We start from the raw sequence: 23,208 nt of genomic DNA on the forward strand, positions 1-23,208 counted from the left end.
GATCGCGGGCCGTACACCACCGGGCCGAGAGGTGAGGGTTCCAGCCGAACCGCACGAACCATGTTCCCCTGATGAGTGATCTACGACGCTTCCGGCACTCCTCGCGAGATCAGGCCGTCCGTGCCTTCGCGCGCGGTACGGACTGCGCGGGCGGGACGGGCTCCCCGTGCGGAGCGAGCGGCGTGGGTGGCGCGGGCGGGACGGGCGGCGCGGGCTCGGTGGAGGCCCCGGGGCCGACGCGGACGGCCGACTCCGGGGTGCGCTCGCGCACGTCCTCGCCGCGGATCGCCATCACGGCGGGCGGGCTGCCCAGGTCGCCGTACCGGGCGGCGACGGCGGCGGTGATCGCCCGACCGGCGTCGGCCACCGTCTCCTTGGCCGAGCCCGGCGGGTGGGCGGCCGACAGGTGGCCCAGCAGCGCCGCGAACCGCAGCTCCTCGGTCACCGCGACGGAGAGCCCGTCGTCGTCCGGCGGCGGCAGCGGCCGGTCCAGCCAGAACACCCCGCCGCGCAGCAGCGCGGGGTAGGTCACCTCGCCCCGCTGCAGCGTGCGCACCGAATCGACCAGCAACTCCCCGAACTCCGTCAGGTCGGTGTCGGGCGGTAGATCGGTCGTGACCAGCAGCGAAACCCTGAGCGCGTCCACCATGAGCGGCCATCCCTCCTTCAGATGGCTCATGGTAAAGGTCGCCACCGACAGTTACGGCGTACCCGGCGGACCATGGTGAGATCCGGAACCGATCCGGGACCGGTCGCCGCCCGGGACGCGTTCGGGACGCGTTCGGGACGCGTCCCGAACGCGGCCTGGCGTCGGCGCTCAGAGCGGCCTGGAGGCCGGCAGGGTGATCCTGTCGACCGCCTCGCGCCGGCGGCGTTCGGGGCGCCGGTCGTAACGCGCCGTGGTCGCGGGGGAGGAGTGGCCGACGAGGGCCTGCGCGGTGGCCAGGTCCACCCCGGCGTCCAGCAGTTCCCCGATGAAGGTGCGCCGGAAGTCGTGCGGGGTGCGGGTCGCCGCCCCCGCCTGGGCCAGGCGCCTGGCCAGGATGTCGGCGACGGCCTGCCCGGTCATCGGGGCGGGCCCGCCGTCCCGGGTCCGCAACCGGCCGAGCCTGCTGATCGGGCAGAACAGGGCGCCGGCGGGACGTCCCCGTACGGCGAGCCAGCGTTCCATCCTGGCCACCGCCTCGGCGGTGAGGTAGACCAGCCGTTCCTTGTCGCGCTTGCCGCGTACCCGCAGCGAGCGCGACCCCGGGTCGTAGTCGCCCAGGGCGAGCCCGGCGATCTCGGCGCGGCGGCAGCCGGTGGAGTACAGCGCCGCGAGCAGGGCCGCGTCCCGGACCCCGGCCGGGGAGTCGTCGCGGTCGCACGCGGCGAGCGCGGCGCCCACCACCTCCGGCGGGACGTGCTGGCCGGTGGGCAGCCGGGTGTGCTCGACGGTCGGCAGGTCGGCCGCGCGCTGGTACTCCTCGGCGGTCATCAGGCCCAGCCGCCAGGCCTCGCGCAGCACCCTGCGCAGCGCGACCAGGTGCTTGTTGACGTAGGAGGGCGACCAGCCGCGCTCGTTCATCAGGGCGCGCAGGCGCACGGTGTGCTCGTAGCGCAGCAGGTGCCAGGGGCGCCCGGCCCCGGAGGAGACCTCACCGCCGGAGACGAGCCCGGCCAGCCTGTCGAGGCAGCCGCGCATGGTGCGGCGGGACTCCGCGCTGGTCAGCGAGTCCAGGTACACCCGGTAGGGGTCGCGGGCGGGTTCGAGGACGGGGCTCGGCGAGGCCGGGACGGCGGGCACGCTCACCGTGCCGACCCTACCGGGCTCGGGGAATCTACATCGTAAAGGGCTCCTCGTGACACAAGAACGATCATGAGGGGGGTTCCGTCACCCCGGTACGGCGAGGCAGTATCGACGCATGACGAACGCGGAAGTGACGGCGGTCGGCCGCAGTGCCACCCACACCTTCGGCAAGGCCCTCCAGCCCGCGATCCGGTTGCTGGAGGGGCTGGGGGTGGAGGGGGACGCGCACATGGGGGTCACCGTGAAGCACCGCTCGCGCGTGGCCCAGGACCCCACCCGGCCCAACCTCCGCCAGGTCCACCTGATCCCCGCCGAGTTCCACGACGAACTGCGGGCCGAGGGTTTCTCCGTGGGTGCCTGCGAGCTGGGGGAGAACATCACCACCCGCGGCGTCGACCTGCTGGAGCTGCCCGCGGGGACGCTGCTGAGGCTGGGGGAGGAGGCCGTCGTGGAGGTGACCGGGCTGCGCAATCCGTGCGGGCAGATCGAGGGTTTCCGCACGGGCCTGCTGCAGCGGATGACCGCGCTGAACGCCGACGGCGAGCGGGTCCGCTGGGCCGGGGTGATGGGCGTGGTGGTGTCCGGGGGAGAGGTGCGTCCCGGCGACCCGATCGGGGTGGAGCTCCCCGCGCCCCCGCACCGCCGGCTGAGGCGGGTCTGACGTCGTCGGTCCCCCGTCCCGGAGGGGCCGACGCGCAGGTCGCGGGTGACGCGGAGGGCGACCCGGAGGTGGGAGAACGCCATGTCGGCGGCGGTGAGTCTGTGGTTGGCTGTCCGTAATGGACACCTCATCGCGGGCCTCCGCCTACCTACGGGCATATCACGACCAGCTCCGGGGGCGGCCGATACCGGGCCGTACCGCCAAGCGGATCGGGCCGTTGCTGCGGACCGTGTCGAACGGCCACGGCCAGGGACTGCTGTCCTACCGCGATCTGGACGGGCTGGACGGCGAGGAGCTGGACCTCCTCATCACGCGTGAGAGGGACTTCTTCACCCGGATCGGGCGCGAGGTGGAGTGGCAGTACCACGCCTACGACCTGCCCGCCGACCTGCCCGGACGGCTCGCCGCCGCAGGCTTCGAGCCGCGCGAGCGGGAGACGTTGTTCGTCGGGCGGGTCGCCGAGCCGGCCGGCGCCCACGCCCCGCCCGCCGGGGTGCGGCTGCGGGAGGTGGCCGGACGGGACGATCTGGAACGCATCCGCGAGCTGGAGGAGACGATCTGGAACGCCGACCACGCCTGGTTGCCCGGCATGCTGGAGCGCGAGATCGCCGGTCCCGGGGACCCCTGCGCGGTGGTGGTCGCCGAGGCGGACGGACAGGTGGTGTGCGCGGCGTGGGTGCGTTTCCACGAGGGCACGGACTTCGTCTCGCTGTGGGGCGGCTCGACCCTCAAGGAGTGGCGGGGCCGGGGTGTCTACCGGGCGATGGTGTCGTACCGGGCGGAGCTGGCGGTGGCGCGGGGGTTCCGCTTCGTCCGCGTCGACGCCACCGGCGCCAGCGGCCCGATCCTGGCCAGGCTCGGCATGGAGGCGATCACCACGGCCACGCCGTACGTCTGGGTGCCGCCGGCCCTGTGAGGTCCGGGTGCCCTGTGACGCCGGGGTGCCGACGCTCCCGCCGAGAGGGCCTTCGGCCGGGTGCCGCCACGCGACGAGCCGGCACGCGATGACCGTCTCGCACCGAACCGCCACGCGATGAACGTCCCGCAGTGAAAGGAACGTATGCCCGAGGTACTCGACCGGCGCGCGCTGAACCGCGCCACCCTGGAGCGGCAACTGCTCCTGGCCCGCGCCGGGCTCTCCGCGCTGGAGGCGGTCGGACACCTGTACGGCATGCAGGCCCAGGCGCCCGACCCTCCCTACATCGGGCTGTGGACCCGGCTGGCCGGGTTCGTCCCCGGCGACCTCGCCCGGCTGATCGACGAGCGCCTGGTGGTCCGGCTGGTGCTGATGCGTTCCACCATCCACCTGGTCACCGCCGAGGACTGCCTGGTCCTGCGCCCGCTGATGGAACCGGTGATGGCACGGGCCCTGCGCGGGACGCACGGCAGGGGCCTGGCCGGGGTGGACCCGGAGGAGCTGGCCGCCACCGGGCGGAAGCTGGTGGAGGAGCGCCCGCTGACCTTCCGCGAGCTCGGCGCGCTGCTGGGCGAGCGGTGGCCGCAGGCCCCGGCCGCCGACCTGGTCGCCGGGGTGCGCAACACCCTGGCACTGGTCCAGGTGCCGCCCCGGGGGATCTGGGGGGTGGGCGGGCAGGCCGCCCACACCACCGCCGAGGCCTGGCTGGGCCGGCCCCTGGCGGAGCGGCCCCGGCCGGAGGAGGCGGTCCGCCGCTACCTCGCCGCCTACGGTCCCGCCACGGTGATGGACCTCCAGCAGTGGTCGGGCCTGACCCGGCTGGGGGAGGTCGTCCGCGAGATGGACCTGCGGGGCTTCGTGACCGAGGAGGGCGCGGAGCTGTTCGACCTGCCCGAGGCGGGGCGCCCCGACCCGGAGACCCCGGCCCCGGTCCGTTACCTGCCGGAGTACGACAGCACGCTGCTGTCGTTCGAGCGGCGGACCAGGACCCGGATCTGCGCGGAGGAGTACCGGGGGCGGATCTTCACGGTCAACGGCATCATCAAGGCGACGGTGCTCGTCGACGGCTTCGTCCGGGGCATGTGGAAGGCGACGCGGGGGCGGCGGGAGGCGGCCCTGGAGGTGGAGCTGTTCGCGCCGGTGAGCGATCGGGAGCGGGCGGACCTGGAGGCGGAGGGGGCGCGCCTGCTCGATGTCCTCGCCCCGGAGGCGCCCTCCCGCGACGTCCGCCTGCGCGACGCCTGAGCGGGCGCGCCGGGCGTCGCCCCGCGCGCCGGGACCCGGCGCACGGGAAGCGCGTCACGACGCGGGCGGGCGGTCGCCGAGGAGTCCCTGCTCGGCGGCGTAGGCCTCAAGGCGGTCCGCGAGCTCGCGCGGGCGGCTCAGCGCGGGGGTGTGCCCGCCGTCGATCTCGTCGGGGGTGATGCCCAGACGCTCCCGGGTGACGCGGCGGAGGAAACCGGCGGGGAACAGGCGGTCGTCGCGGCAGATCAGGACCCGCGTGGGGACGTCGGGCCAGGCCCGCAGCGGCGACGGTTCCCCCATCCGGGCCTCGGACTGGTCGCGCCCCCGCCTCAGCGCCTCGGCGGCCAGCTCCGGCGGGACGTCCTGGTAGAACAGGGCGATCGTGTCGTCGTACCGCTCCCGCGCCTCCTCGCCGTATCCGGTGCCGGCCCAGTAGTCGGCGGGCGACTCTCCCGGCGCGGGGATCATGGGCGCGACCAGGACGAGCAGTCTCACCGCCACCCGGTCGCAGAGCAGCGGGGCGGTGAGGCCGCCGGCCGACTGCGCGACGACGACCAGGCCGGTCCGGTCCCCGATCGCGCCGGCCACCGTGTCCGCGTACTCGGGCGGGCCCGCGGAGTCGTCGTCGCACGGCAGATCCGGCGCGACGGTGTCATGGCCTCGCGCGCGCAGTTCGGCCTCCACCAGATGCCAGTACCACCCGACGTCACCGGCGCCGTGGATCAATACGAACGTCGCCATACCCGTCCCCTTCCGCGTACCCGTCCCACCGTTCGTGTCACCGTCCGTGTCACCGTCCGTGTCACCGTCCGTGTCGCCTTCCGTGTCACCGTCCGTCCCGCAGCCGGTCTCAGTGCCGGGCCCGACGGCCGACGAGGTCCAGCAGGTCGGAGGCGGACATGCTCCCCGGTGCCCGGCGTTCGCGGGCGAACGCGTTCGCCACCCGCTGGAGGGTCTCGTTGACCGGTGCCGCGATCCCGTGCAGCCGCGCGAGCAGGGTGATCTCCCCGTTGAGGTGGTCGGCCTCGATCGACCCGGTGCCCCGGGCCAGGCTCTGCCAGGACGACCCGCCGCCCCGTTCGGCCCCCTCCACGTCGAGCAGGCGGATCCTGTCGCCCCGCACGCGCCTCTCCTCCTCCGGAGGGGTGTAGGCGATCCCGGCGGCGTCGAGCACGGCCCTTCCCTCGGCGATCACCCGCCGGTACAGGCCGCGCGACTCCTCGCCCTCCACCGGCTCACAGACCGCCTCCAGGGCGTTGGGCAGGTTGGCCAGCAGCTTGGCGTACTTCCAGCGCATGACGTCGGGGACGACCGGGGCGAGGAACGCCGACGCCTCCAGGTCGGCCGAGATCCGCTCCGCGGTCCGGTCGGTGCCCGACGGGTAGCGCCCGACGTGCAGGATCCCGGTCAGCGGCGATCCGAAGGCCGCGACCCGTCCCGGCTCCAGGTGCGTGGCCGGCAGCCAGACGCACATCCCGTACACGTGCCGGAAGCGCCGCAGGGCCAGCCGCTCGTTCTCCACCGCGTTCTGCGCGCAGACCAGCGGGAGCTCCTCGCCGGCGGTGCCGCCGCCGGCCACGGGACGCCCGGCCCAGCTCTCCAGCAGGGCGGTGCTGTCCTGGGTCTTCACCGACAGGACGAGAACGTCGCCGGGGCGCAGCTCGACGGCCTCGGGCCCGCCGACGGCCGGGATCGGCAGCGTGAGGGAGCCGTCGGGGACCGCGAGCCGGAGCCCGCCGTCACGCAGGGCCGCGAGGTGCGCGCCGCGTGCCACCAGCACGACCTCGTGGCCGGCGGCGAAGAGCCGCCCGCCGATCGCGCCGCCGACGGCCCCGGCTCCGATGATGATGTATCGCATCGGCCGACCCTCGCACAGCCGGCGCCGCGGATCCAACCGGCCCCCCCACCGCGCGGGACGTCACGCCATGTCCCAGAGCAGGCGGTAGTAGGTGATGCGCTCCGGGTCGGGGGCGATCCCGTAGGCGTCGTACACGACGCCGTCGTACCCGGGACCGTAGTTCCACTCCGTGCTCCAGGCCGCGACCGCGAGGTCGGCCCACCGGTCGGCCACCCCGAGCGAGCCGAGGTCGACGTGCGCGGCGAACGTGCCGTCGTCGTGCAGCAGCGTGTTGGGGACGCACGCGTCGCCGTGACAGACGACCAGGCGGTCGATCGCGGGTGGCTCGCCGATGCGCGCCCGGGCCTCGGCCGGGTCGAGGTGGCGGTGCTCGGGGAACAGGTCGGCCGCTCCTGCGCCGCCGGCGACGCGCCGGTCGGCGTTCACGAGCCGCCGGTCGACGCTCCAGTCGAACGGGCAGCGCTCCACGGGCAGCGTGTCGTGCAGCAGGCGCAGCCCCCGGCCGATCGCCGCCGCCGCGGTCGCGGGGTCGGCGCGCCAGCGCGGGTCCACGGCCGGGCGGCCGGGGATCGCCACGGTGACCAGCCACGCGCCGTCGGCGTCCTCGCCGTGCTCGACGACGCGCGGGACGGTCACCCATTCCCGCGCCCAGGTCAGGCGCTCGGCCTCGGAGGCGAGGTCGATCTCCGGGGTGCCGGCGGGGACCCACTTGACGTATCTGGCGCTGCCGTGCCCGTCCTCGAGGCGGAACGTCAGCCCGCCGAGCTCGTTGCGCCACACCGGAGTGACGGTGTCGCCGCCGGCGAGCACGGCGACGGCGCCGGGAACGGCCACCGGGCCGGTCGGGATCTCGGAGATGACGGGACCGCTCATGGATCCGTGATCCTCCCAGCGGGCGAGACCGGGCGGCAAACGGTTTCCCGCTCACCCGAGGTCGCGGGCCGGCGTCGTGGTCTCAGGTCCCGCGCGAACCGGCCGCCGCCCGGTCTCGCCACGCGCCCCGGGCGGCGGCCGCGGCGGCGTACGCCTCGAAGCTCCCGGGGGCGCGCCCGGTCACCCGGCGCACCACGTCGCCGGGCCGCTCGTCGCCGAGCTTGCGCAGCATGGCGAACGCCTCGACCTCGCCCGCCGCCTCGGCGCGGGAGCGGCCCATCGCCTCCTGCGCGTCGAGATACGCCTCGTCGGTCCCCAGGAAGCGCACCGGCCGGCCGGCCGCGCGGGCGACGATCGCCACCGCCTCGGCGAACGACAGGGCGGCGGGACCGGTCAGCTCGTACCTCCGGCCGGCGTGGCCGGTCGTCGTCAGGGCCGCCACCGCGACCGCGGCGATGTCGTCCGCGTCGACGAACGCCTGGCGCAGGTCGCCCAGCGGGAGCGCGAGCTCACCGGCCATGACGGCCTCGCGGAAGATCCCCTCGTCGAAGTTCTGGTCGAACCAGCTCGGCCGCAGGATGGTCCAGGCCGTGCCGGAGTCGCGGACCGTGCGCTCGGCCGCCATCAGGCGCTCGTCGCCCATCGCCTCGATGGCGGCACTGGACAGCAGCACGATGCGCTGCACGCCCCGCTCCACCGCGCACGCCACGAAGGCGGGGTCGACCGGCTGCTCGTGGGGGGCCATGAGATACATCTTCGACACGCCGTCCAGGGCGGGTCTCCAGGTGTCCGGCCGGGTCCAGTCGAAGCGCGTCTCGCCGCCGCGGGAGGCGGCGCGCACCGGATGGCCGGCGGCCCGCAGGAGGGCCGCCACCCGGCGGCCGGTCGATCCGGTGGCTCCCAGGACCAGGATGGGTCGCTCAGTCATGACCGCCACCCAACCATCCGCCACCGACAGAATCCGGCGTCGCGCCGCAGGGGCGCGCCTTCGGCCGTCACACCGGGGGCGGACCCTGCCCGATGATCCGTTCGCCGAGCCTGGTGAGGAGCTGCGCGCGTACCAGGGACGGGAGGGTGCAGCCGTGCACGACGAGCGTGTCGAGCGCGGGCAGGTCCAGCAGGACGGCCCAGTCCTGGACGTCGTCGCAGTAGGAGACGTCCAGGTGGCGCAGCTCGCCGAGCGACTGCAACGGCGCCAGCGACCGCACCGGGGTGTTCCTGACCGACAGGTGCTCCAGGGTGCGCAGGCCCTGGATGCCGTCCAGGGCGGTCAGCGGGGTCTGCTCCAGGTCCAGCCGGGTCAGCGCGGTCAGGGCGGAGATGTCCTCGGGAACGCGGTGCAGGCGGCTGCCGGACAGGTCCAGCTCGGTCACCCCCGAGGGCGCGGCCAGGGCGGCGAGCAGCAGCGCCGGGGGCGGGAACACCACCGGCCGGGGCTGGGCGAGCATCGGCGAGCGCCCGGCGGCCGCCTCCTGCAGGACGCGCCACCTGTCGATCGGATCGCCGGGCGTGCCGAGGCGGACGTACCCCGAGGGCAGCCACGGCGCCAGCCGCTCGGCCACCACGTCGGCCCGGTCGCCGGCGCCCACGACCCCGGCCCGCAGCTGGCCGTAGTGGGCGTAGGCGTGCTCGGCGGGGACGAACAGGTCCGCCATGACGTCCCCGCCGGTGACCATGACGCCGTCGTTGCCCGAGCAGAAGACCACGTCCGCCGACAGGGTGCCGAGCACCAGGTGGTCCGCCGAGCTGTGGACCGCGCGGGCCCGCACGTCACCGGCCACCGCGAGGTAGCTCTCGGAGGCGTCGCCGTCGTCGAGCAGCCCCTCCACCGCCAGGTGGCCGATCACGATCAGCGGCGCCTTCAGGTCGAGCCACCCGGGGACGTAGGTGTCGCCGAACCAGACGGTGGCCCGGTGCACGGTCCAGCCGGCCTCGGTCCGCTCCGCCCCCTCGGGGAAGGCCGGGGGCTCGTGGTCGGGGAACGCCAGCTCCCACGCCTGGGCGAACAGCAGGCCGTAGACGGGGGGCATGATGTGCTGCGGCCACTCCCGGGTCTGGGCCGGGCGCCGCAACCAGGATCCGATCGCGTGCAGCTCCTGCGCGATGTCGCCGAAGTAGCCGAGAGCCTCCGCACCCGCCCCGGCCCGTTTCCGGAGCATCGCCAGTGCGTCACCGAGACGCTCCGACGCCCCGAAGAAATGCTCTTCCGTCAGATCCATTCACATACCGTACTCATCACGGCGAATGCACAGTGCCGATCGAACGACGCCCCCGGACGGCGGGCGTGTCGGAAGGACGCGCGGGGCGACCGTCTCGCGACGGAGGGCGAAGTGGATCTTCGCTGCCGCCTCGGGTACCGTGCCCGGGGCTCCGGAGCACTCCGGTAGCCCCTCGGAACGATCGTCGCGACGGCGAACGCCGCCGTGACGGCGAAGGAAGGACAGACATGGAGGCCGGACCTCACCGGACCCTGCGGTTGCTCGTCACCGGAGGCGGGACCGGTGGTCACACCTATCCCGCGCTGACCACCGTCGCCGCCCTGCGTGACCACGCCGCCGCGCGCGGCCTGGACCTGGACGTGCTCTGGGTCGGCACGGCGACCGGCCTGGAGGCCCGTGTCGCGGCCGAGAACGGCATCGCGTTCCGGGCCGTCAAGGCGGGCAAGCTCAGGCGGTCGCCCAGCCCGCGCGAACTGCTCACCAACCTGGCGGACATGTTCCGCATCCCCGTCGGCGTGATCCAGGCCTTCGGCATCGCCGCCCGCTACCGCCCCGACGTGGTGCTGTCGACCGGCGGGTACGTCTGCGTGCCGCTGGGCGTGGCCTCCCGGGTGCTGGGCCGCCCGCTGGTGATGCACGAGCAGATCACCTCCCTCGGGCTGGCCAACCGCATCCTGTCGCGCTTCGCCCGGCGGATCGCCCTCACCCACCCCTCCTCGATCGAGCACCTGCCCGCCGCCGTGCGCGACCGGGCCGTCGTCACCGGCAACCCCGTCCGGCCCGCGCTGCTGCGCGGCAACGTGGACGCCGCGCGGCACCGCTTCGGGCTCTCGCCCGACCTGCCCGTGGTCTACGTCACCGGCGGCGCCCAGGGGAGCCGCCAGATCAACACGATGATCGAGACGATCCTGCCCGACCTGCTGGGCCGCGCCCAGGTGCTCCACCAGTGCGGCCCCGGCTGGATCGACCAGCTCGCCCGCGCCGCGGACGCCCTGCCCGGATGGATGCGCGACCGCTACCGCCCGGTGCCCTACGTCGGCGCGGAACTGGCCGACGTGTTCGCCGTCGCCGACGTCGTGGTCTCGCGCAGCGGCGCCGGGACCGTCGCCGAGCTGACGGCGGTGGGCAAGGCGTCCGTCCTGATCCCGCTGGTGCCCTCCGCCGCCGACGAGCAGCGCCAGAACGCCCGCTACCTGGCCGAGGCGGGCGCCGCCCGCGCGCTGCTGGAGAACGGCCCCGCCGCCGAGCACCTGATGGCCGAGCTGGACGCGCTGCTGAGGGACCCGCGGGCCCGCGCCGCCATGGCCGCCGCCGCGGGCGCCCTCGGCCGCGTCGACGCCGCCGACACGCTCGCCCGCGTGCTCCTGGAGGAGGCCGGAGCCGACGCCAAGGGCCGGTGAGGCGTCGGCGGCGCGACGGTCGGCCGGTCTTCGCGCCGGTCTCGCGGGCGGTTCCCGCGCGGCCGGCGCGCGTCCTCCTCCGAGGGGACTACGCCGCTTCGACCTGCCCTATCCCGTGAACGAAGATTTACCGAACATGCCCTGGGTGTACCGCAACTCCCGGTGTGCGCTCTGAGTAATCTGGCGACCGCACCACGTGCAGTGCGGTGAAACCGGCAACGTGGTACGGCGAGCGCCCGCTCCGTGACCGGAGACCGCCGGGCCCGGGGCGGACGGCCCGCCCGGCCCCGGTCGACGGCCGGGTGACCGGCCGGGGCCGGGTGTCCCCGCCGTCCTCGCGCCGTCCTTTCCCGTCACGGAACCTCATGCGGACCGCCCCTGAGAGGCAGGTTGGACTATGACCCGGCAGGAGAGATCCTCACCCGAGGAGACCGGCGAGACCCCCGGCCGCCTCACCGGTTCCCACGACGGCGCGACCGGCGCGACCGGCGCGACCGGCACGACCGATGCGGCCGACATATGGGCGGGCACGTCCCGCGCGTGGGCCGAGAAGGCCGATTCCCGCGAGGACGCCTCCGACGTGTGGGCCGATTCGGCCGGCTCCCGTGAGGACGCGTCCGGCGTGTGGGGCGGCACGGCCGGTTTCCCGGCCGACACCTCCGGCGCGCACGACACCGTGTCCGGCTTCTGGGCGGACACGTCCGGTTCCTGGGCCGGTGCCCCCGGCTCCCCGGCCGGTGCGCCCGAGGGCCGCGCGGACGCGTCCGGCGGCAACCTGCACGCCGGTTACTGGACCGACGAGTACGACGAGGCGTCCGCGGGCGAGGCGACGGACCGCCTCACCGACCTGGTGGCCGAGCGGCTGGAGGTCCTTCCGGGAGACCACGTCCTGGACGTGGGCGCGGGCACCGGCAGGCCCGCCGTGCGCATCGCCACGGCGCGCGACGTCCATGTCACCGGGGTCACGCTCAGCGAGTACCAGGTGCGGCTCGCCCGGTCCCGCCCGGAGGCCGGCGGGGGTGTGGGGGAGGCCGACTTCCAGCTCGCCGACGTGATGTGGCTGCCCTTCGAGGACGACTCCTTCGACGCGGCGTACGCCATCGAGTCGCTGGCGCACCTGGAGAACCCGTCGGCGGCCCTGGACGAGATCACCCGGGTGCTGCGGCCGGGCGGGCGTTTCGTGGTGGGGGAGTGGTACCTGCTGGAGCCGCTTCCGGGCGAGGAGACGGAACGCTTCGCCCGCGACTTCGACGTCCGCTTCCTGCCCACCGCGGATGATCTCTACCGGCGGATGGACCAGGCCGGACTCAAGATCGAGATTTTTCATGACATATGGGCGAACATCAGCCGATCGTTCGACCAGGTGGACGACGTTCTCCCGGGCGCCGCGGCCGGCCCGGCCGGTGAGGCCGCCGACCGCCCGACCGCCCGCAGGGAGATGTACCGGCGCTTCGGCCAGATCCCGCAGATCAGCTACGCCCTCTTCACGGCCGTCCGCCACTGAGCGGCCCGACCGGCCGCCCCGGGCCCGGACCGGGGCGGTCCGGGCCCGGGGGAAGGGTTACCGGATGGTGATGTGGCCGGGACACGGTGGCCCTGACCAGCCCGTGCCCTGGAACGTGCCCGGCGCGGGACGGCGGCCGGCCCCGCCCGCCCGTGCGGGCAGGTTTGAGAACCGACGCCCGGGTACGGGAGCGGCTCGGCAGGAGAACGACACGCGCCCCCTGGCGACGTACGCGAAAGGGATCCCGGATGAGATCGTGTCCCGGCGCCGGCGATCACGTCGCCGCGGCGCGCGGTGAGGCCGGCCTCACCGCCGCCCGCGGCTCACGTGGCCGCCCCGCGACGATCACGGGAGAGCGTGCTCCGCGACCGGCCGGCCTCGGCGTGATCCCCGTGGCCCCCATGGAGATCACGGCCGCCCCCCACACGCGCCCCCTTCCCGGGTCCCGCTCCGGGACGGGGTGCCGCAACGCCGCACCCAAGGAGAGATCATGAGCACCGCAGCACGCACTGGCAAGACCCGCCTCCAGCAGGCCGCGCTGGCCGTCGGGGTGGTGTTCCTGCTGGTCGGAGTACTGGGATTCATCCCGGGCATAACCACCAACTACGACAGCATGGAGTTCGCCGGGCACGAGTCCGAGGCACTGCTGCTGGGCATCTTCCAGGTGTCCATCCTGCACAACATCGTCCACCTGCTCTTCGGCATCGCCGGCATCGTCCTCTCCCGCACCTGGGGAGGGGCTCGTAACTACCTCATCGGCGGCGGGGTGGTCTACCTGCTGCTGTGGGTCTACGGCATGCTCGTCGGCCACGACACCGACGCCAACTTCGTCCCGCTCAACGGCGCCGACAACTGGCTGCACCTGATCCTCGGCATCGGCATGATCGCCCTGGGCGTGCTGCTCTCCCGCCGTAACCACGCCTCCCACCACTAGGGGGCGCGGCCCCCGGTCCGGCCGGGGTCACGGTGGTGTGCGGGGACACCCCCGGGAGGGGTGTCCCCGCACACCACCGTCGCGCGGTGGGTGCCCGTCCGGCCCCGGGGACCCGCGCGGACGAGGCGTCATCGGAAGAAGGGAATGTGACATGGCTTCGCTCATCAAGAGCCTGGCCGCGGCGTCGGCCGGTATCGCCGCCGCGGCGATCGGCCGGCGCGTGCTGTCCCGCAGGGCCACGCCGAACCCCGCCGAGTGGTACGCGCTCACCATCGAACGCTCACCGGAGTTCCTCACCGGGCCCGACCGGCCCCAGGAGCTGGCGAAGCTGGTCCAGGAGCACGAGGTGCGCTTCGCCGAGGCCCCGGGGGACCGCGGGACCGAGGTCGCGATCCGCACCGCCGAGGGCGCCCCCAGGGAGCGGCTGCGCGCGATCAAGCAGCTGATCGAGACCGGCGAGGTGCTCCGCGTCGAGGGCCAGACCGAGGGCCACCGGAGCCTGGTCGGCCGGACCGTGCTGCCCGGGGCCAAGCGGCTGATGAGGAGGGGGATCCGATGAAGGCCGTCTGCTGGACCGGCGTCAACGAGGTGTCCGTGGAGACCGTCCCGGACCCCGGCCTGCTCAACCGGCGCGACGCGGTGGTGAAGATCATCGCCAGTGCCACCTGCGGTTCCGACCTGCACCTGATCGACGGGTACGTGCCGACCATGATGGCGGGCGACATCCTCGGCCACGAGTTCCTCGGCGAGATCGTCGAGGTCGGGCCGGACGTGCGCGACCGCCGGGTCGGCGAGCGCGTCGTGGTCTGCTCCATCATCGGCTGCGGCGGCTGCCACTACTGCCGCCAGGAGATGTACTCGCTGTGTGACAACAGCAACCCCAACCCCGGCTTCCTGGAGTCGATGATCGGTCACGCGACCGCGGGAATCTTCGCCTACTCCCACGCGCTCGGCGGGTACGCCGGCAGCCACGCCGAGTACGTGCGGGTGCCGTTCGTGGACGTCAACGCCTTCCCCGTGCCGGAGGGGGTGAGCGACTCCAACGCGGTGTTCGCCTCCGACGCCGTCCCCACCGGCTGGATGGGCGCCGACATCGGCGGCGTCGGCCCCGGTGACGTGGTCGCGGTGTGGGGCTGCGGCGGGGTCGGCCAGATGGCCATGCTCGCCGCCAGGCTGATGGGCGCCGAACGCGTCATCGGCATCGACCGCTTCCCCGAGCGCCTGGCCATGACCGAGAAGCGGATCGGCGCCGAGACGATCGACTACGAGAGGACCGACCTGCTCGGCACGCTCAAGGAGATGACCGGCGGGCGCGGCCCGGACGTGTGCATCGAGGCGGTCGGCATGGAGGGCCACGGCACCGGCGCGCAGTACGCCTTCGACCGGACCAAGCAGGCCCTGCGGCTGCAGAGCGACCGCGGCCTGCCGCTGCGCCAGGCCATGCACGCCTGCCGCAAGGGCGGGACGGTCTCGGTGCTCGGCGTCTACCTCGGGTTCGTCGACAAGTTCCCCATGGGCGCGGTGGTGAACAAGGGGCTCACGATCCGCAGCGGCCAGCAGCACGGCCAGCGGTACATCCCGATGCTGCTCGACCGGATGGCCAAGGGCGAGATCGACGCGAGCCACCTGGAGACGCACCCGATGGGGCTCGACGACGGCCCTCGCGGCTACGAGATGTTCAAGCGCAAGGAGGACGGCTGCGTGCGGGCCGTCTTCTACCCGGACCGGTAGGGACGCGGAGGGCCGGTCCGCCGTCGCGGGGGACCGGCCCTTCGTCGTGCGCGGGGGTCCGGCACCCGCCGTCCGCCCTCGCGTCCATCCGCGCCGGACGAGACGGGCGCCCCTCCGGGGCCCCACCGGACGAGGAAACGGCCCGCCCCCACCTTTCAGGAGGAGCGGGCCGTTCGCCGTGCGCGTGTGCTCAGCCCGTCTTGCCCATGGCCTGGCGGATCACGTCGCGGGCCCGGTCCATCATCGCCACCGGGGTCCCCACCAGCAGGTTCTTGGTCGCCGACTCCACGCCCGCGTGCGGGTGGGTCGGCGCGATCGCCTCGGCCGCCTTCACCCCCACCGCCATGGCCCGGCGCTCGGCCGGGCTGGTCCGGGCGCGCAGCTGGGTGAACTCGTACCGCTCCTCGCTGCGGGCGTGGGCCGTCACCGCGCCCCGGAGCAGCGCCAGGTTCGCCGTGAACTCCGGATCGTCGACGCCTGCCTTGTCCATCGTCATGAGCAGTTGCTTGGCCTCGTTCTCCTCGGCCAGGCGGTCGTCCACCACCGCGTCGCCACCGTCGATCTTGCGGCGCGCGTAGGGGTGCACGATCTCCTCCTCGGCGGTCTCGTGCACCGCGAGCAGCCGCACCAGACGCTGGAACGCCTCGGGCCTGTCCTCGGCGGAGGCCCGCTCCACCTCGTCGAACAGGTCGCGGATCAGTGAGTGCTGCGCCAGCAGCAGCTCCACCACGTCTTTCTCGTCCATCAGTTCGGGTACGGTCTGACGGTCGGTCATCTGCTCCCTCTCCTTCGGTGGCACGGGGTGCCGTGGGTGTCCGCTCAGCCCTGGCCGGGCTCCTCCTTGCCGTAGCCGAGCGTCTCGGCCACGTCCGCCATGTTGGTGTAGGTCCGCTCGGGCAGTGAGCGCAGGGTGCCGAGCACCGCGTCGGGCGCGCCCTGCTCCTGGGCGCGGCCGATCAGGGTGTCACGGTCGGTGGGGAAGACACCGGCGCCGCTGATCCAGCGGGCCAGCTCGCTGCGTGCCTCCACGCCCTGCGGGTCGATGCCCTGCGGGGTGCCCGGCTCGTGACCGGGGGCGTGTGAGATCGGTGCCATGTCGCTCTCCTTCATGTGACCACGAGCCCCTCCCGCGCTTCATCCGGGAAGCGGACAAGGCGGGCGTCAACGCTCGTTTTTTGCTTTTCAGATGCGTTTTTCGGTGATTTCCGTTCTGGTGGTTCGTGTTCTCGAACGGATCTCCTTCGTCGTGCGAACAGGCCCTTACCCTCTTCACGATGGGCAAACATCGGCGCGGGCGAGGGGCCCGCGCCGCCTCAGCCGGACGTCTCGCCGCCGGGGGAGCCGAGGTCCACCCGCTCCAGCGGGGTCACCGCCGGCCCCTGCAGGACGGTGCCGTCCACGCCGAAGCGCGAACCGTGGCACGGGCACTCCCAGGAGCGTTCGGCCTCGTTGAAGCCGACCACGCAGCCCAGGTGGGTGCAGATGGCCGACACCGCGTGCAGGGCCCCGTTCTCGTCGCGGTAGACGGCACAGCGCTTGCCGCCCCTCTTGACCACGGTCCCCTGTCCCGCGGGCAGGTCGATCACGTCCTGGGCGCCGGTACCGGCGCTGGACAGGCGGTCGCCGACGAAGTGCCGGGCGACCGTCGCCTGCATCTTCAGCGCCGGGCCGGCCTCGCGTACCGGACGCAGCCGCCGGGGGTCGTACAGGCCCGCCCACGGCGACTCCCCGCCGGTGATCAGCGCGCTCAGCAGCAGGCCCGACATGACGCCGTTGCTCATGCCCCAGCCACCGAACCCGGTGGCCACGTAGGCGTGCCGGGCACCGGGGTGCAGGGGGCCGACGAAGGGCACGCCGTCGGTCGTGTCGTTGTCCTGGGCCGCCCACCAGTGCGTGAGGCGGGCCCCGACGAAGCGCTCGACGGTCCACGAGCGCAGCCGCTCCAGCCGGTCCTCGACGTTGCCGGAACCGGGCAGGAACGACTCGCCGGTGACGATCAGCAGGCGCTGCCCGTCCCCGTAGGGGGCGGTGCGGACCGAGCGCGTGCTCTGCTCGGTGGTGATGAACATGCCGCCGGGATCCTGATCGGCCGGGATCGCCGCGGCGACGACCAGCTCGCGGTGCGGCTCCATGCGGGTGAACAGCAGGGAGCGGTCGAAGACGGGGTAGTGGGTGGCCACCACCACGTCCGCCGCCGTGATCGTCTGCCCGCCGGCCGTGGTGAGGCGGCAGGGCGTGCCCTCCTTCAGGCCGACCACGCGCGTGCCCTCGAAGATGAGCGCGCCCTGCCCGGTCATGGCCTCGGCCAGCGCCAGGAGGTAGGCGCGGGGGTGGAACTGGGCCTGGTCCTCCACCCGTACCGCGCCCGCGATGGGGAAGGGCAGCGAGCTCGTCGTCACGAACGAGGCGGGCAGCCCTGCCTGTTCGGCGGCCTCCGCCTCCGCCCGCAGCTTGCCGACGCCGTCGGCCGACTCGACGTAGGTGAGGGAGGGGACCCGCTCGATGTCGCAGGCGGCGCCGAGTTCGGTGGCGGTGGCGATGAGATGGGCGATCGCCTCCCGCTGCGAGCGGGCGTAGAGGGCGGCCGCCTCCGGCCCGGCGGAGGCGGCGAGGTCGGCGTAGACGAGGGTGTGCAGGGCCGACACCTTGGCCGTGGTGTTGCCGGTGACCCCGGCCGCGATCCGGCCCGCCTCGACGACGGCCACCGACCTGCCCGCCCGGGTGAGTTCCCAGGCCGTGCTCAGGCCGGCGATGCCCCCGCCGACCACGGCGACGTCCACCTGAAGGTCACGATCGAGGACCGGGTACGGCACTCCGGGCGCTGATTCCATCCAATAGGACTCCATGGTCATACCGGGTGCGTGCCCCGGGGTGGGGGGCGCAAACGAGGCCCGCCCCGCCCCTCGGATCTCATCCCGGGGCATGTCAGGCGGGTTGCCGGGTAGGCCCGCTCCCATGGCAACGACTCGATCGGCCGGCCTGGTGCTCGGCCTCGGCATCGGCGGTTTCGTGGACGGGATCGTCCTGCACCAGCTCCTCGGCTGGCATCACATGCTCAGCGGCTGGTACCCGGACGACGAGCACGTCAACATGCTGGGAGACGGCTTCTTCCACCTGTTCAACCTCTTCCTCGTCCTGGGCGGCATCGCCCTGCTGGCCCGCGCCGCCCCCGTCTCCGGCCGCGCGCTCACCGGCTGGATCATCGCGGGATGGGGGCTGTTCAATTTCGTCGAGGGCCTCATCGACCACCAGATCCTGGGCGTCCACCACGTCAAGCACGGCTCCGACCAGCTCCTGTACGACCTGGCGTTCCTCGCCTCGGGGGTGCTGCTGATGGTCGTCGGCTACCTGGTCGCCCGCGGCGGCCGCCGCGCCGAGGACGTCTCCCCCGCGCGGCGGGGGTAGGGAGCCGGCCCGGGGGCGGGCCGCCCGGCCGGCTCAGTAGGCGATCCCGACCGTCCGTCCCACCGTGGCGGGGTCGTCCAGCACGGCGAGCATCGCGTGAGCCAGGTCGGAGCGGGCGACCGTACGGCCGGCGGGAAGGTTGGCGCCCACGGCCGTCCGGTACCTGCCGGTCACCGGCCCGTTCAGCAGGCGGGGTGGCCGCATGACCGTCCAGTCGGTGCCGCTCTCGGCGATCGCCCGCTCCATCGCCCCCAGGTCGGCGTAGACGTCGCGCAGGACGGCTCGCACCAGCGGGGTGACGATCCGGCGGTCGAGGAAGGGGTCGCCCGGCGGTGACGCGCCGAGGGGGGCGGCGCTCACCGCGACGAGGCGGCGCACCCCGCACTCCTCCAGTGCCGCCAGGATCACGCGCGTGACCGGGGCGGCGACACCCGCCCGGGCCTGCGCGCGGTCACGCGGGCCGAGACCGGAGATCACGGCGTCCCGGCCCTCGACCGCCGACCGGAGCGCCCGGGGGTCGGTCAGGTCGGCGGTCACGACCCGCGCGCCGGTGAGGCCGTCCGGCAGCCGGGCGGGGTCGCGTACCACCGCCGTCACCTCGTGCCCGGCCTCCAGTGCCTGCCGGACGACCTCCCGCCCGGTGCCTCCCGTCGCTCCGCAGACGGTCAGTCTCATGGCGCCCTCCTGTACGTTGGTGAGTACTCACTAACCAGTAGGGTGGGTGAACACCCGCCGTTCGTCAACTCCGGGGGAGCGCCCTGCATGAAGCCGACCCGGGTCCGCATCCTGGACGCCGCCGAGCACCTGATGCGGACCATCGGCCTGGCCCGTACGACCACCAAGGAGATCGCCCGCGCCGCGGGATGCTCGGAGGCCGCCCTCTACAAGCACTTCGAGAGCAAGGAGGAGCTGTTCGTGCTCGTCCTGCAGGAACGCCTGCCCCCGTTCGGCCCGCTCGTCGCCGAACTGGAGAGCGGCGGCCCGGACGGCCACGACGTCGAGGGGACGCTGGTCGAGGTCGCCCGGCAGGCCGTGGCGTTCTACGGGTCGAGCTTCCCGATCGCGGCCTCCCTGTTCTCCGACCCGGCCCTGCTGCGACGGCACGGTGAGGAGATGACGAGACTCGACAGCGGCCCGCACAGGCCGCTCGACGCGCTGACCGCCTACCTGCGCGAGCAGCGCGCGGCCGGGCGGCTGCGGTCCGACGCCGACCCGGCCGCGGCGGCGGCGCTGTTCCTCGGGGCCTGCTTCCAGCGCGCGTTCCTGCACTCCTTCGCCGGGGACCGTCCGCCCCAGGGGCCGGCCGCCCTGCCCGTCGACGAGTTCGCCGTCGCGCTGACCCGGACGCTCCTGGACGGCCTGCGTTAGCGTGGGGGCCTCCGGACAGAAGGACGGCGAACGACACGGGAGGGTCCGCGATGACCGTCGAGCTGGTCTACGAGACGCATTCGATCACCACGGACAACGAGGCGGGGATCGCCACCGGGTGGCTTCCCGGAGCCCTCTCGCCCCGGGGCCGTGAGCTCGCCCGCGAGCTCGGCGCGCGCCGGCGCGACGACGGCCTCGCGGCCGTGTTCGTCTCCGACCTGGCACGTGCCGTCGAGACCGCCACGATCGCCTTCGGCGGCTCCGGCGTCCCGGTCCACCGTGACGCCCGGCTGCGCGAGTGCGACTACGGGGAGCTCAACGGCATGCCGGTCGCCCGGCTGGCCACGGAGCGGTCCCGCCACATCGACGTCCCCTGGCCCGGCGGGCAGAGCTACCGGCAGGTGGTGGAACAGACCCGCGCCTTCCTCGGCGACCTGGTCGCGGCCTGGGAGGGCCGCCGGGTCCTGGTCGTCTCCCACTCGGCCAATCGGTGGGCACTGGATCACCTCCTGTGCGGGCGCGGGCTGGAGGAACTGGTGGACGCCCCGTTCGCCTGGCGGGAGGGGTGGGAGTACACGGTCCCGGCGGACTTCCCGGCCGGTGGCGAGAGGCCGTAGGAGAGGCCGCCGGGCGCCGGCGCGCGGGCCCGCGGCCGGGTGTTCGGTGTGCGGGGGCGCGGGTGGTGATCCGCGCCGGGGACGTGGCCGCGTGAGTGTCGCGGCCACGTGAGGTGAGCGGGTGCGCGTGAGGGTTCCGCGCCGGGGTGCGGCTCCGATTGTTAGCGCTACCAGAAGGGGCGTCAAGGGCCGCGCACATCACGATTCGGAAAGAACTACGGCTGGGAGGGGGGATCCGACCTGCCGACAAAAGGTGACTTCACCGGTATTGACACCGCGAGTGTTATCGCAAACACTCTGGTAACCCCAGCGAAACATGACGAGGACCCATGACATCGAGCGCCGACGACGGCAGAGCACGGACCAGGCCGGCCGTGCTGGACGACGTCGCCGAGCTCGCCGGGGTCTCCGCCATGACGGTGTCCCGGGCGCTGAACGCTCCCGACAGGGTGCGTCCCGAGACCCGGGCGCGCGTCCTGGCGGCGGTGAGCGAACTCGGCTACCGGCCCAACCCGGCGGCGCGCCAGCTCGTCACGGGCCGCTCGGGTGTGCTCGGTGTCGTCAGTTTCGACACCACCCTGTACGGACCCGCCTCCACGCTCTACGCGATCGAGCAGGCGGCCCGGCAGAACGACTACGTGGTCAACGTCGCCAGCCTGGCCGCGCTGAACCGCAGATCGATCGGAGAGGGGGTGGAGCGGTTGCGCGCGCAGTCGGTAGACGGCATCGTCGTCGTCGCGCCGCACGAGTCGGCCGCCGACGGCCTGCGCCACCTCTCACCGGGCCTGCCGCTGGTCGCGGTGGACGCCGGGGACGACATCCCCGTCCCCGTGGTCATGGTCGACCAGCGCGGTGGCGCCGTACGGGCCACCCGGCATCTGCTGAGCCTCGGGCACGAGACCGTCTGGCACCTGTCCGGCCCTCCCGACTGGATCGACGCCAGGGGGCGGGTGGAGGGGTGGCGGTCGGTGCTCGAGGCCGAGGGGCGGCCGGTGCCCGAGGTGGCGGCCGGGGACTGGAGCGCCTACTCCGGTTACCGGCTCGGCAAACGCCTGGCCGACGACCCATCGGTCACGGCCGTCTTCGCCGCCAACGACCAGATGACCCTGGGGGTGCTGCGGGCCCTGCGCGAGGCGGGCCGGCGCGTCCCCGAGGACGTCAGCGTGGTCGGCTTCGACGACGTGCCGGAGGCCGCCTACTTCTGGCCGCCGCTGACGACGGTCAGGCAGGACTTCGGAGAGGTCGGCCGGCACGCCTTCCGGCTGCTGATCGACCGTATCCAGGGCGCCGAGGAAGGAGGCCCGCGCATCGTGGAACCCGAGCTGGTGGTCAGGGAGAGCAGCGGTCCCGCACCCTGCTGACGCTCCCGCCCCGTCCGCCCGCGGATCCCCTTCCGCCCCGTCGTCCCCTCGCGCCGAGCCGTCCCCTTCCCCCACCGGTTCCTCCCTCGCCGGTTGCGGACGGTGGCCGGGAACCAGTTCGTCCCTATCTGAAAACCTCCTTCCCTCACATATCAGGAGAGAGTTCATGTTCAAGAAATTGCCCGCGGTACTGGCCGCGGGACTCATGGCCGTCGTGCTCACAGCCTGCGGCTCGAGCGGTGGAGGGTCCGGCACGACCGGCGCCTCCTCCGAGGCCGGCGGATCCGACACGATCACGCTCGGCTTCTCGCAGGTCGGCGCGGAGAGCGGCTGGCGTACCGCCAACACCAAGTCCGTCCAGGAGGCGGCCAAGGAGGCGGGCATCGAGCTGAAGTTCTCCGACGCCCAGCAGAAGCAGGAGAACCAGATCAAGGCCATCCGCTCGTTCATCCAGCAGAAGGTCGACGTGATCGCCTTCTCGCCGGTGGTCGAGTCGGGCTGGGACACCGTCCTGAAGGAGGTCAAGGACGCCAAGATCCCGGTCATCCTGACCGACAGGGCGGTCGACTCCACCGACACCTCGCTCTACCAGACGTTCATCGGCTCCGACTTCGTCCTCGAGGGCAAGAAGTCCGGCGAGTGGCTGGTCAAGGAGTACGAGGGCAAGTCGGAGCCGGTCAAGATCGTCGAGCTCCAGGGCACCACGGGTTCCGCTCCCGCCAACGACCGCAAGAAGGGCTTCGGAGAGGTCATCGCGGCCGACCCCAAGTTCCAGATCATCGCTTCGCAGACCGGTGACTTCACCCGCGCCAAGGGCAAGGAGGTCATGGAGGCCTTCCTCAAGGCCCACAAGGACATCGACGTGCTGTTCGCGCACAACGACGACATGGGTCTGGGCGCCATCGAGGCGATCGAGGGCGCGGGCAAGGTGCCCGGCAAGGACATCAAGATCATCACCATCGACGCGGTCAAGGACGGCATGCAGGCCCTGGCCGATGGGAAGATCAACTTCATCGCCGAGTGCAGCCCGCTGCTCGGCCCGCAACTCATGGACCTCGTCAAGAAGGCCGTGAAGGGTGAGCAGCTCGAGAAGCGGGTCCTCACCGAGGAGACCACCTTCACCCCCGAGCAGGCCAAGGAAGTCCTGGCCGACCGCAAGTACTGATCCGCCGGGGACACCGGCCCTCCGCGAGTGACGGGGGGCCGGGTCCGCCGGACGTCCGGGTGTACCGGACGGGCGCGCGTACCGGACGGGCCCACCGCCCGGGCGCGTACCCAACGACCGTCGACCGCCGGGGGCGGTGGGGTGCCGGACCGGCACCCCACC

24 protein-coding genes are annotated in these 23,208 nt (G+C 73.4%); 13 read left to right on the top strand and 11 right to left on the bottom strand.

Annotation, left to right across the window (positions count from 1 at the left end; all coding sequences use genetic code 11):
• Positions 1 to 109 precede the first annotated feature (109 nt).
• Both AB0G16_RS35835 and AB0G16_RS35840 read right to left on the bottom strand, forming a co-directional pair.
• Positions 110 to 679 carry a hypothetical protein gene (locus AB0G16_RS35835; RefSeq protein ID WP_362815072.1) on the bottom strand — a complete coding sequence of 190 codons (570 nt, stop codon included), beginning with the start codon at positions 677 to 679 and terminating at the stop codon, positions 110 to 112.
• 138 nt (positions 680 to 817) lie between these two features.
• Positions 818 to 1,792 carry a tyrosine-type recombinase/integrase gene (locus AB0G16_RS35840; RefSeq protein WP_362815074.1) on the bottom strand — a complete coding sequence of 325 codons (975 nt, stop codon included), beginning with the start codon at positions 1,790 to 1,792 and terminating at the stop codon, positions 818 to 820.
• 112 nt (positions 1,793 to 1,904) lie between these two features.
• On the opposite strand from AB0G16_RS35840, the gene AB0G16_RS35845 reads away from it, so the two are divergent.
• From AB0G16_RS35845 to AB0G16_RS35855, 3 genes are all read left to right on the top strand, one after another.
• Positions 1,905 to 2,450, top strand: a complete 546-nt coding sequence (locus tag AB0G16_RS35845) for an MOSC domain-containing protein (RefSeq protein WP_362815076.1) — start codon at positions 1,905 to 1,907, stop codon at positions 2,448 to 2,450.
• Positions 2,451 to 2,568: 118 nt separating this feature from the next.
• Positions 2,569 to 3,366, top strand: coding sequence for a GNAT family N-acetyltransferase (locus tag AB0G16_RS35850; RefSeq protein WP_362815078.1), 798 nt, complete (start codon positions 2,569 to 2,571; stop codon positions 3,364 to 3,366).
• Between the two features lie 144 nt (positions 3,367 to 3,510).
• On the top strand, positions 3,511 to 4,611 hold the full coding sequence (locus AB0G16_RS35855) for a winged helix DNA-binding domain-containing protein (protein WP_362815080.1): 1,101 nt from the start codon (positions 3,511 to 3,513) through the stop codon (positions 4,609 to 4,611).
• 54 nt (positions 4,612 to 4,665) lie between these two features.
• Here the strand turns inward: AB0G16_RS35855 and AB0G16_RS35860 are convergent, their stop codons facing one another.
• The 5 genes from AB0G16_RS35860 to AB0G16_RS35880 form a co-directional block, all read right to left on the bottom strand.
• Positions 4,666 to 5,352 (bottom strand): alpha/beta hydrolase, encoded by a 687-nt coding sequence (locus tag AB0G16_RS35860; RefSeq protein WP_362815082.1) that lies wholly within the window; start codon positions 5,350 to 5,352, stop codon positions 4,666 to 4,668.
• A 109-nt stretch (positions 5,353 to 5,461) separates the two neighbouring features.
• Positions 5,462 to 6,469 carry a 2-dehydropantoate 2-reductase N-terminal domain-containing protein gene (locus AB0G16_RS35865; protein WP_362815084.1) on the bottom strand — a complete coding sequence of 336 codons (1,008 nt, stop codon included), beginning with the start codon at positions 6,467 to 6,469 and terminating at the stop codon, positions 5,462 to 5,464.
• 60 nt (positions 6,470 to 6,529) lie between these two features.
• A complete protein-coding gene (locus AB0G16_RS35870) occupies positions 6,530 to 7,342 on the bottom strand; it encodes an aminoglycoside 3'-phosphotransferase (protein ID WP_362815086.1) in 813 nt (270 codons plus the stop codon).
• Positions 7,343 to 7,424: 82 nt separating this feature from the next.
• Positions 7,425 to 8,270 (bottom strand): NAD(P)H-binding protein, encoded by an 846-nt coding sequence (locus AB0G16_RS35875; RefSeq protein ID WP_362815088.1) that lies wholly within the window; start codon positions 8,268 to 8,270, stop codon positions 7,425 to 7,427.
• 67 nt (positions 8,271 to 8,337) lie between these two features.
• Complete coding sequence (locus tag AB0G16_RS35880; RefSeq protein WP_362815090.1) at positions 8,338 to 9,561, bottom strand: hypothetical protein; 1,224 nt, start codon at positions 9,559 to 9,561, stop codon at positions 8,338 to 8,340.
• A gap of 227 nt (positions 9,562 to 9,788) precedes the next feature.
• On the opposite strand from AB0G16_RS35880, the gene AB0G16_RS35885 reads away from it, so the two are divergent.
• The 5 genes from AB0G16_RS35885 (at position 9,789) to AB0G16_RS35905 (ending at position 15,130) form a co-directional block, all read left to right on the top strand.
• Complete coding sequence (locus AB0G16_RS35885) at positions 9,789 to 10,961, top strand: UDP-N-acetylglucosamine--N-acetylmuramyl-(pentapeptide) pyrophosphoryl-undecaprenol N-acetylglucosamine transferase (protein ID WP_362815092.1); 1,173 nt, start codon at positions 9,789 to 9,791, stop codon at positions 10,959 to 10,961.
• Between the two features lie 397 nt (positions 10,962 to 11,358).
• Positions 11,359 to 12,465 (top strand): methyltransferase domain-containing protein, encoded by a 1,107-nt coding sequence (locus tag AB0G16_RS35890; protein ID WP_362815094.1) that lies wholly within the window; start codon positions 11,359 to 11,361, stop codon positions 12,463 to 12,465.
• A 490-nt stretch (positions 12,466 to 12,955) separates the two neighbouring features.
• Positions 12,956 to 13,399 (top strand): DUF4383 domain-containing protein, encoded by a 444-nt coding sequence (locus AB0G16_RS35895; RefSeq protein WP_362815096.1) that lies wholly within the window; start codon positions 12,956 to 12,958, stop codon positions 13,397 to 13,399.
• A 151-nt stretch (positions 13,400 to 13,550) separates the two neighbouring features.
• Positions 13,551 to 13,958, top strand: a complete 408-nt coding sequence (locus AB0G16_RS35900) for a hypothetical protein (protein ID WP_362815098.1) — start codon at positions 13,551 to 13,553, stop codon at positions 13,956 to 13,958.
• Complete coding sequence (locus AB0G16_RS35905) at positions 13,955 to 15,130, top strand: zinc-dependent alcohol dehydrogenase (RefSeq protein ID WP_362815100.1); 1,176 nt, start codon at positions 13,955 to 13,957, stop codon at positions 15,128 to 15,130. The genes AB0G16_RS35900 and AB0G16_RS35905 overlap by 4 nt, the downstream gene beginning before the upstream one ends.
• A gap of 190 nt (positions 15,131 to 15,320) precedes the next feature.
• Here AB0G16_RS35905 and AB0G16_RS35910 read toward each other — a convergent pair whose 3' ends face one another.
• The 3 genes from AB0G16_RS35910 to AB0G16_RS35920 all read right to left on the bottom strand — a co-directional run bounded on the left by AB0G16_RS35910 (position 15,321) and on the right by AB0G16_RS35920 (position 17,961).
• Complete coding sequence (locus tag AB0G16_RS35910) at positions 15,321 to 15,905, bottom strand: hemerythrin domain-containing protein (protein ID WP_362815102.1); 585 nt, start codon at positions 15,903 to 15,905, stop codon at positions 15,321 to 15,323.
• Between the two features lie 44 nt (positions 15,906 to 15,949).
• Complete coding sequence (locus tag AB0G16_RS35915) at positions 15,950 to 16,225, bottom strand: DUF2795 domain-containing protein (RefSeq protein ID WP_362815104.1); 276 nt, start codon at positions 16,223 to 16,225, stop codon at positions 15,950 to 15,952.
• Between the two features lie 218 nt (positions 16,226 to 16,443).
• A complete protein-coding gene (locus AB0G16_RS35920; protein ID WP_362815106.1) occupies positions 16,444 to 17,961 on the bottom strand; it encodes an FAD-dependent oxidoreductase in 1,518 nt (505 codons plus the stop codon).
• A 124-nt stretch (positions 17,962 to 18,085) separates the two neighbouring features.
• On the opposite strand from AB0G16_RS35920, the gene AB0G16_RS35925 reads away from it, so the two are divergent.
• Entirely contained in the window at positions 18,086 to 18,535 is a 450-nt protein-coding gene (locus AB0G16_RS35925; protein WP_362815108.1) for a DUF2243 domain-containing protein, read from the top strand.
• A gap of 33 nt (positions 18,536 to 18,568) precedes the next feature.
• Here AB0G16_RS35925 and AB0G16_RS35930 read toward each other — a convergent pair whose 3' ends face one another.
• Positions 18,569 to 19,210, bottom strand: coding sequence for an SDR family oxidoreductase (locus tag AB0G16_RS35930; protein WP_362815110.1), 642 nt, complete (start codon positions 19,208 to 19,210; stop codon positions 18,569 to 18,571).
• A gap of 87 nt (positions 19,211 to 19,297) precedes the next feature.
• Between AB0G16_RS35930 and AB0G16_RS35935 the strand changes: the two genes are divergently transcribed.
• The 4 genes from AB0G16_RS35935 (at position 19,298) to AB0G16_RS35950 (ending at position 23,046) form a co-directional block, all read left to right on the top strand.
• On the top strand, positions 19,298 to 19,903 hold the full coding sequence (locus AB0G16_RS35935; RefSeq protein WP_362815112.1) for a helix-turn-helix domain-containing protein: 606 nt from the start codon (positions 19,298 to 19,300) through the stop codon (positions 19,901 to 19,903).
• 50 nt (positions 19,904 to 19,953) lie between these two features.
• Positions 19,954 to 20,520: a histidine phosphatase family protein gene (locus AB0G16_RS35940; RefSeq protein WP_362815114.1), complete on the top strand. Its 567-nt coding sequence runs from the start codon at positions 19,954 to 19,956 to the stop codon at positions 20,518 to 20,520.
• Between the two features lie 329 nt (positions 20,521 to 20,849).
• Positions 20,850 to 21,881, top strand: a complete 1,032-nt coding sequence (locus tag AB0G16_RS35945) for a LacI family DNA-binding transcriptional regulator (protein WP_362815116.1) — start codon at positions 20,850 to 20,852, stop codon at positions 21,879 to 21,881.
• A gap of 166 nt (positions 21,882 to 22,047) precedes the next feature.
• The gene (locus AB0G16_RS35950; protein WP_362815118.1) at positions 22,048 to 23,046 is read left to right on the top strand and encodes an ABC transporter substrate-binding protein; all 999 of its coding nucleotides are present in this window, start codon (positions 22,048 to 22,050) and stop codon (positions 23,044 to 23,046) included.
• Positions 23,047 to 23,208: the final 162 nt, after the last annotated feature.

It is taken from the genome of Streptosporangium sp. NPDC023615, assembly GCF_040640155.1.
Classification (GTDB): Bacteria; Actinomycetota; Actinomycetes; order Streptosporangiales; family Streptosporangiaceae; genus Streptosporangium.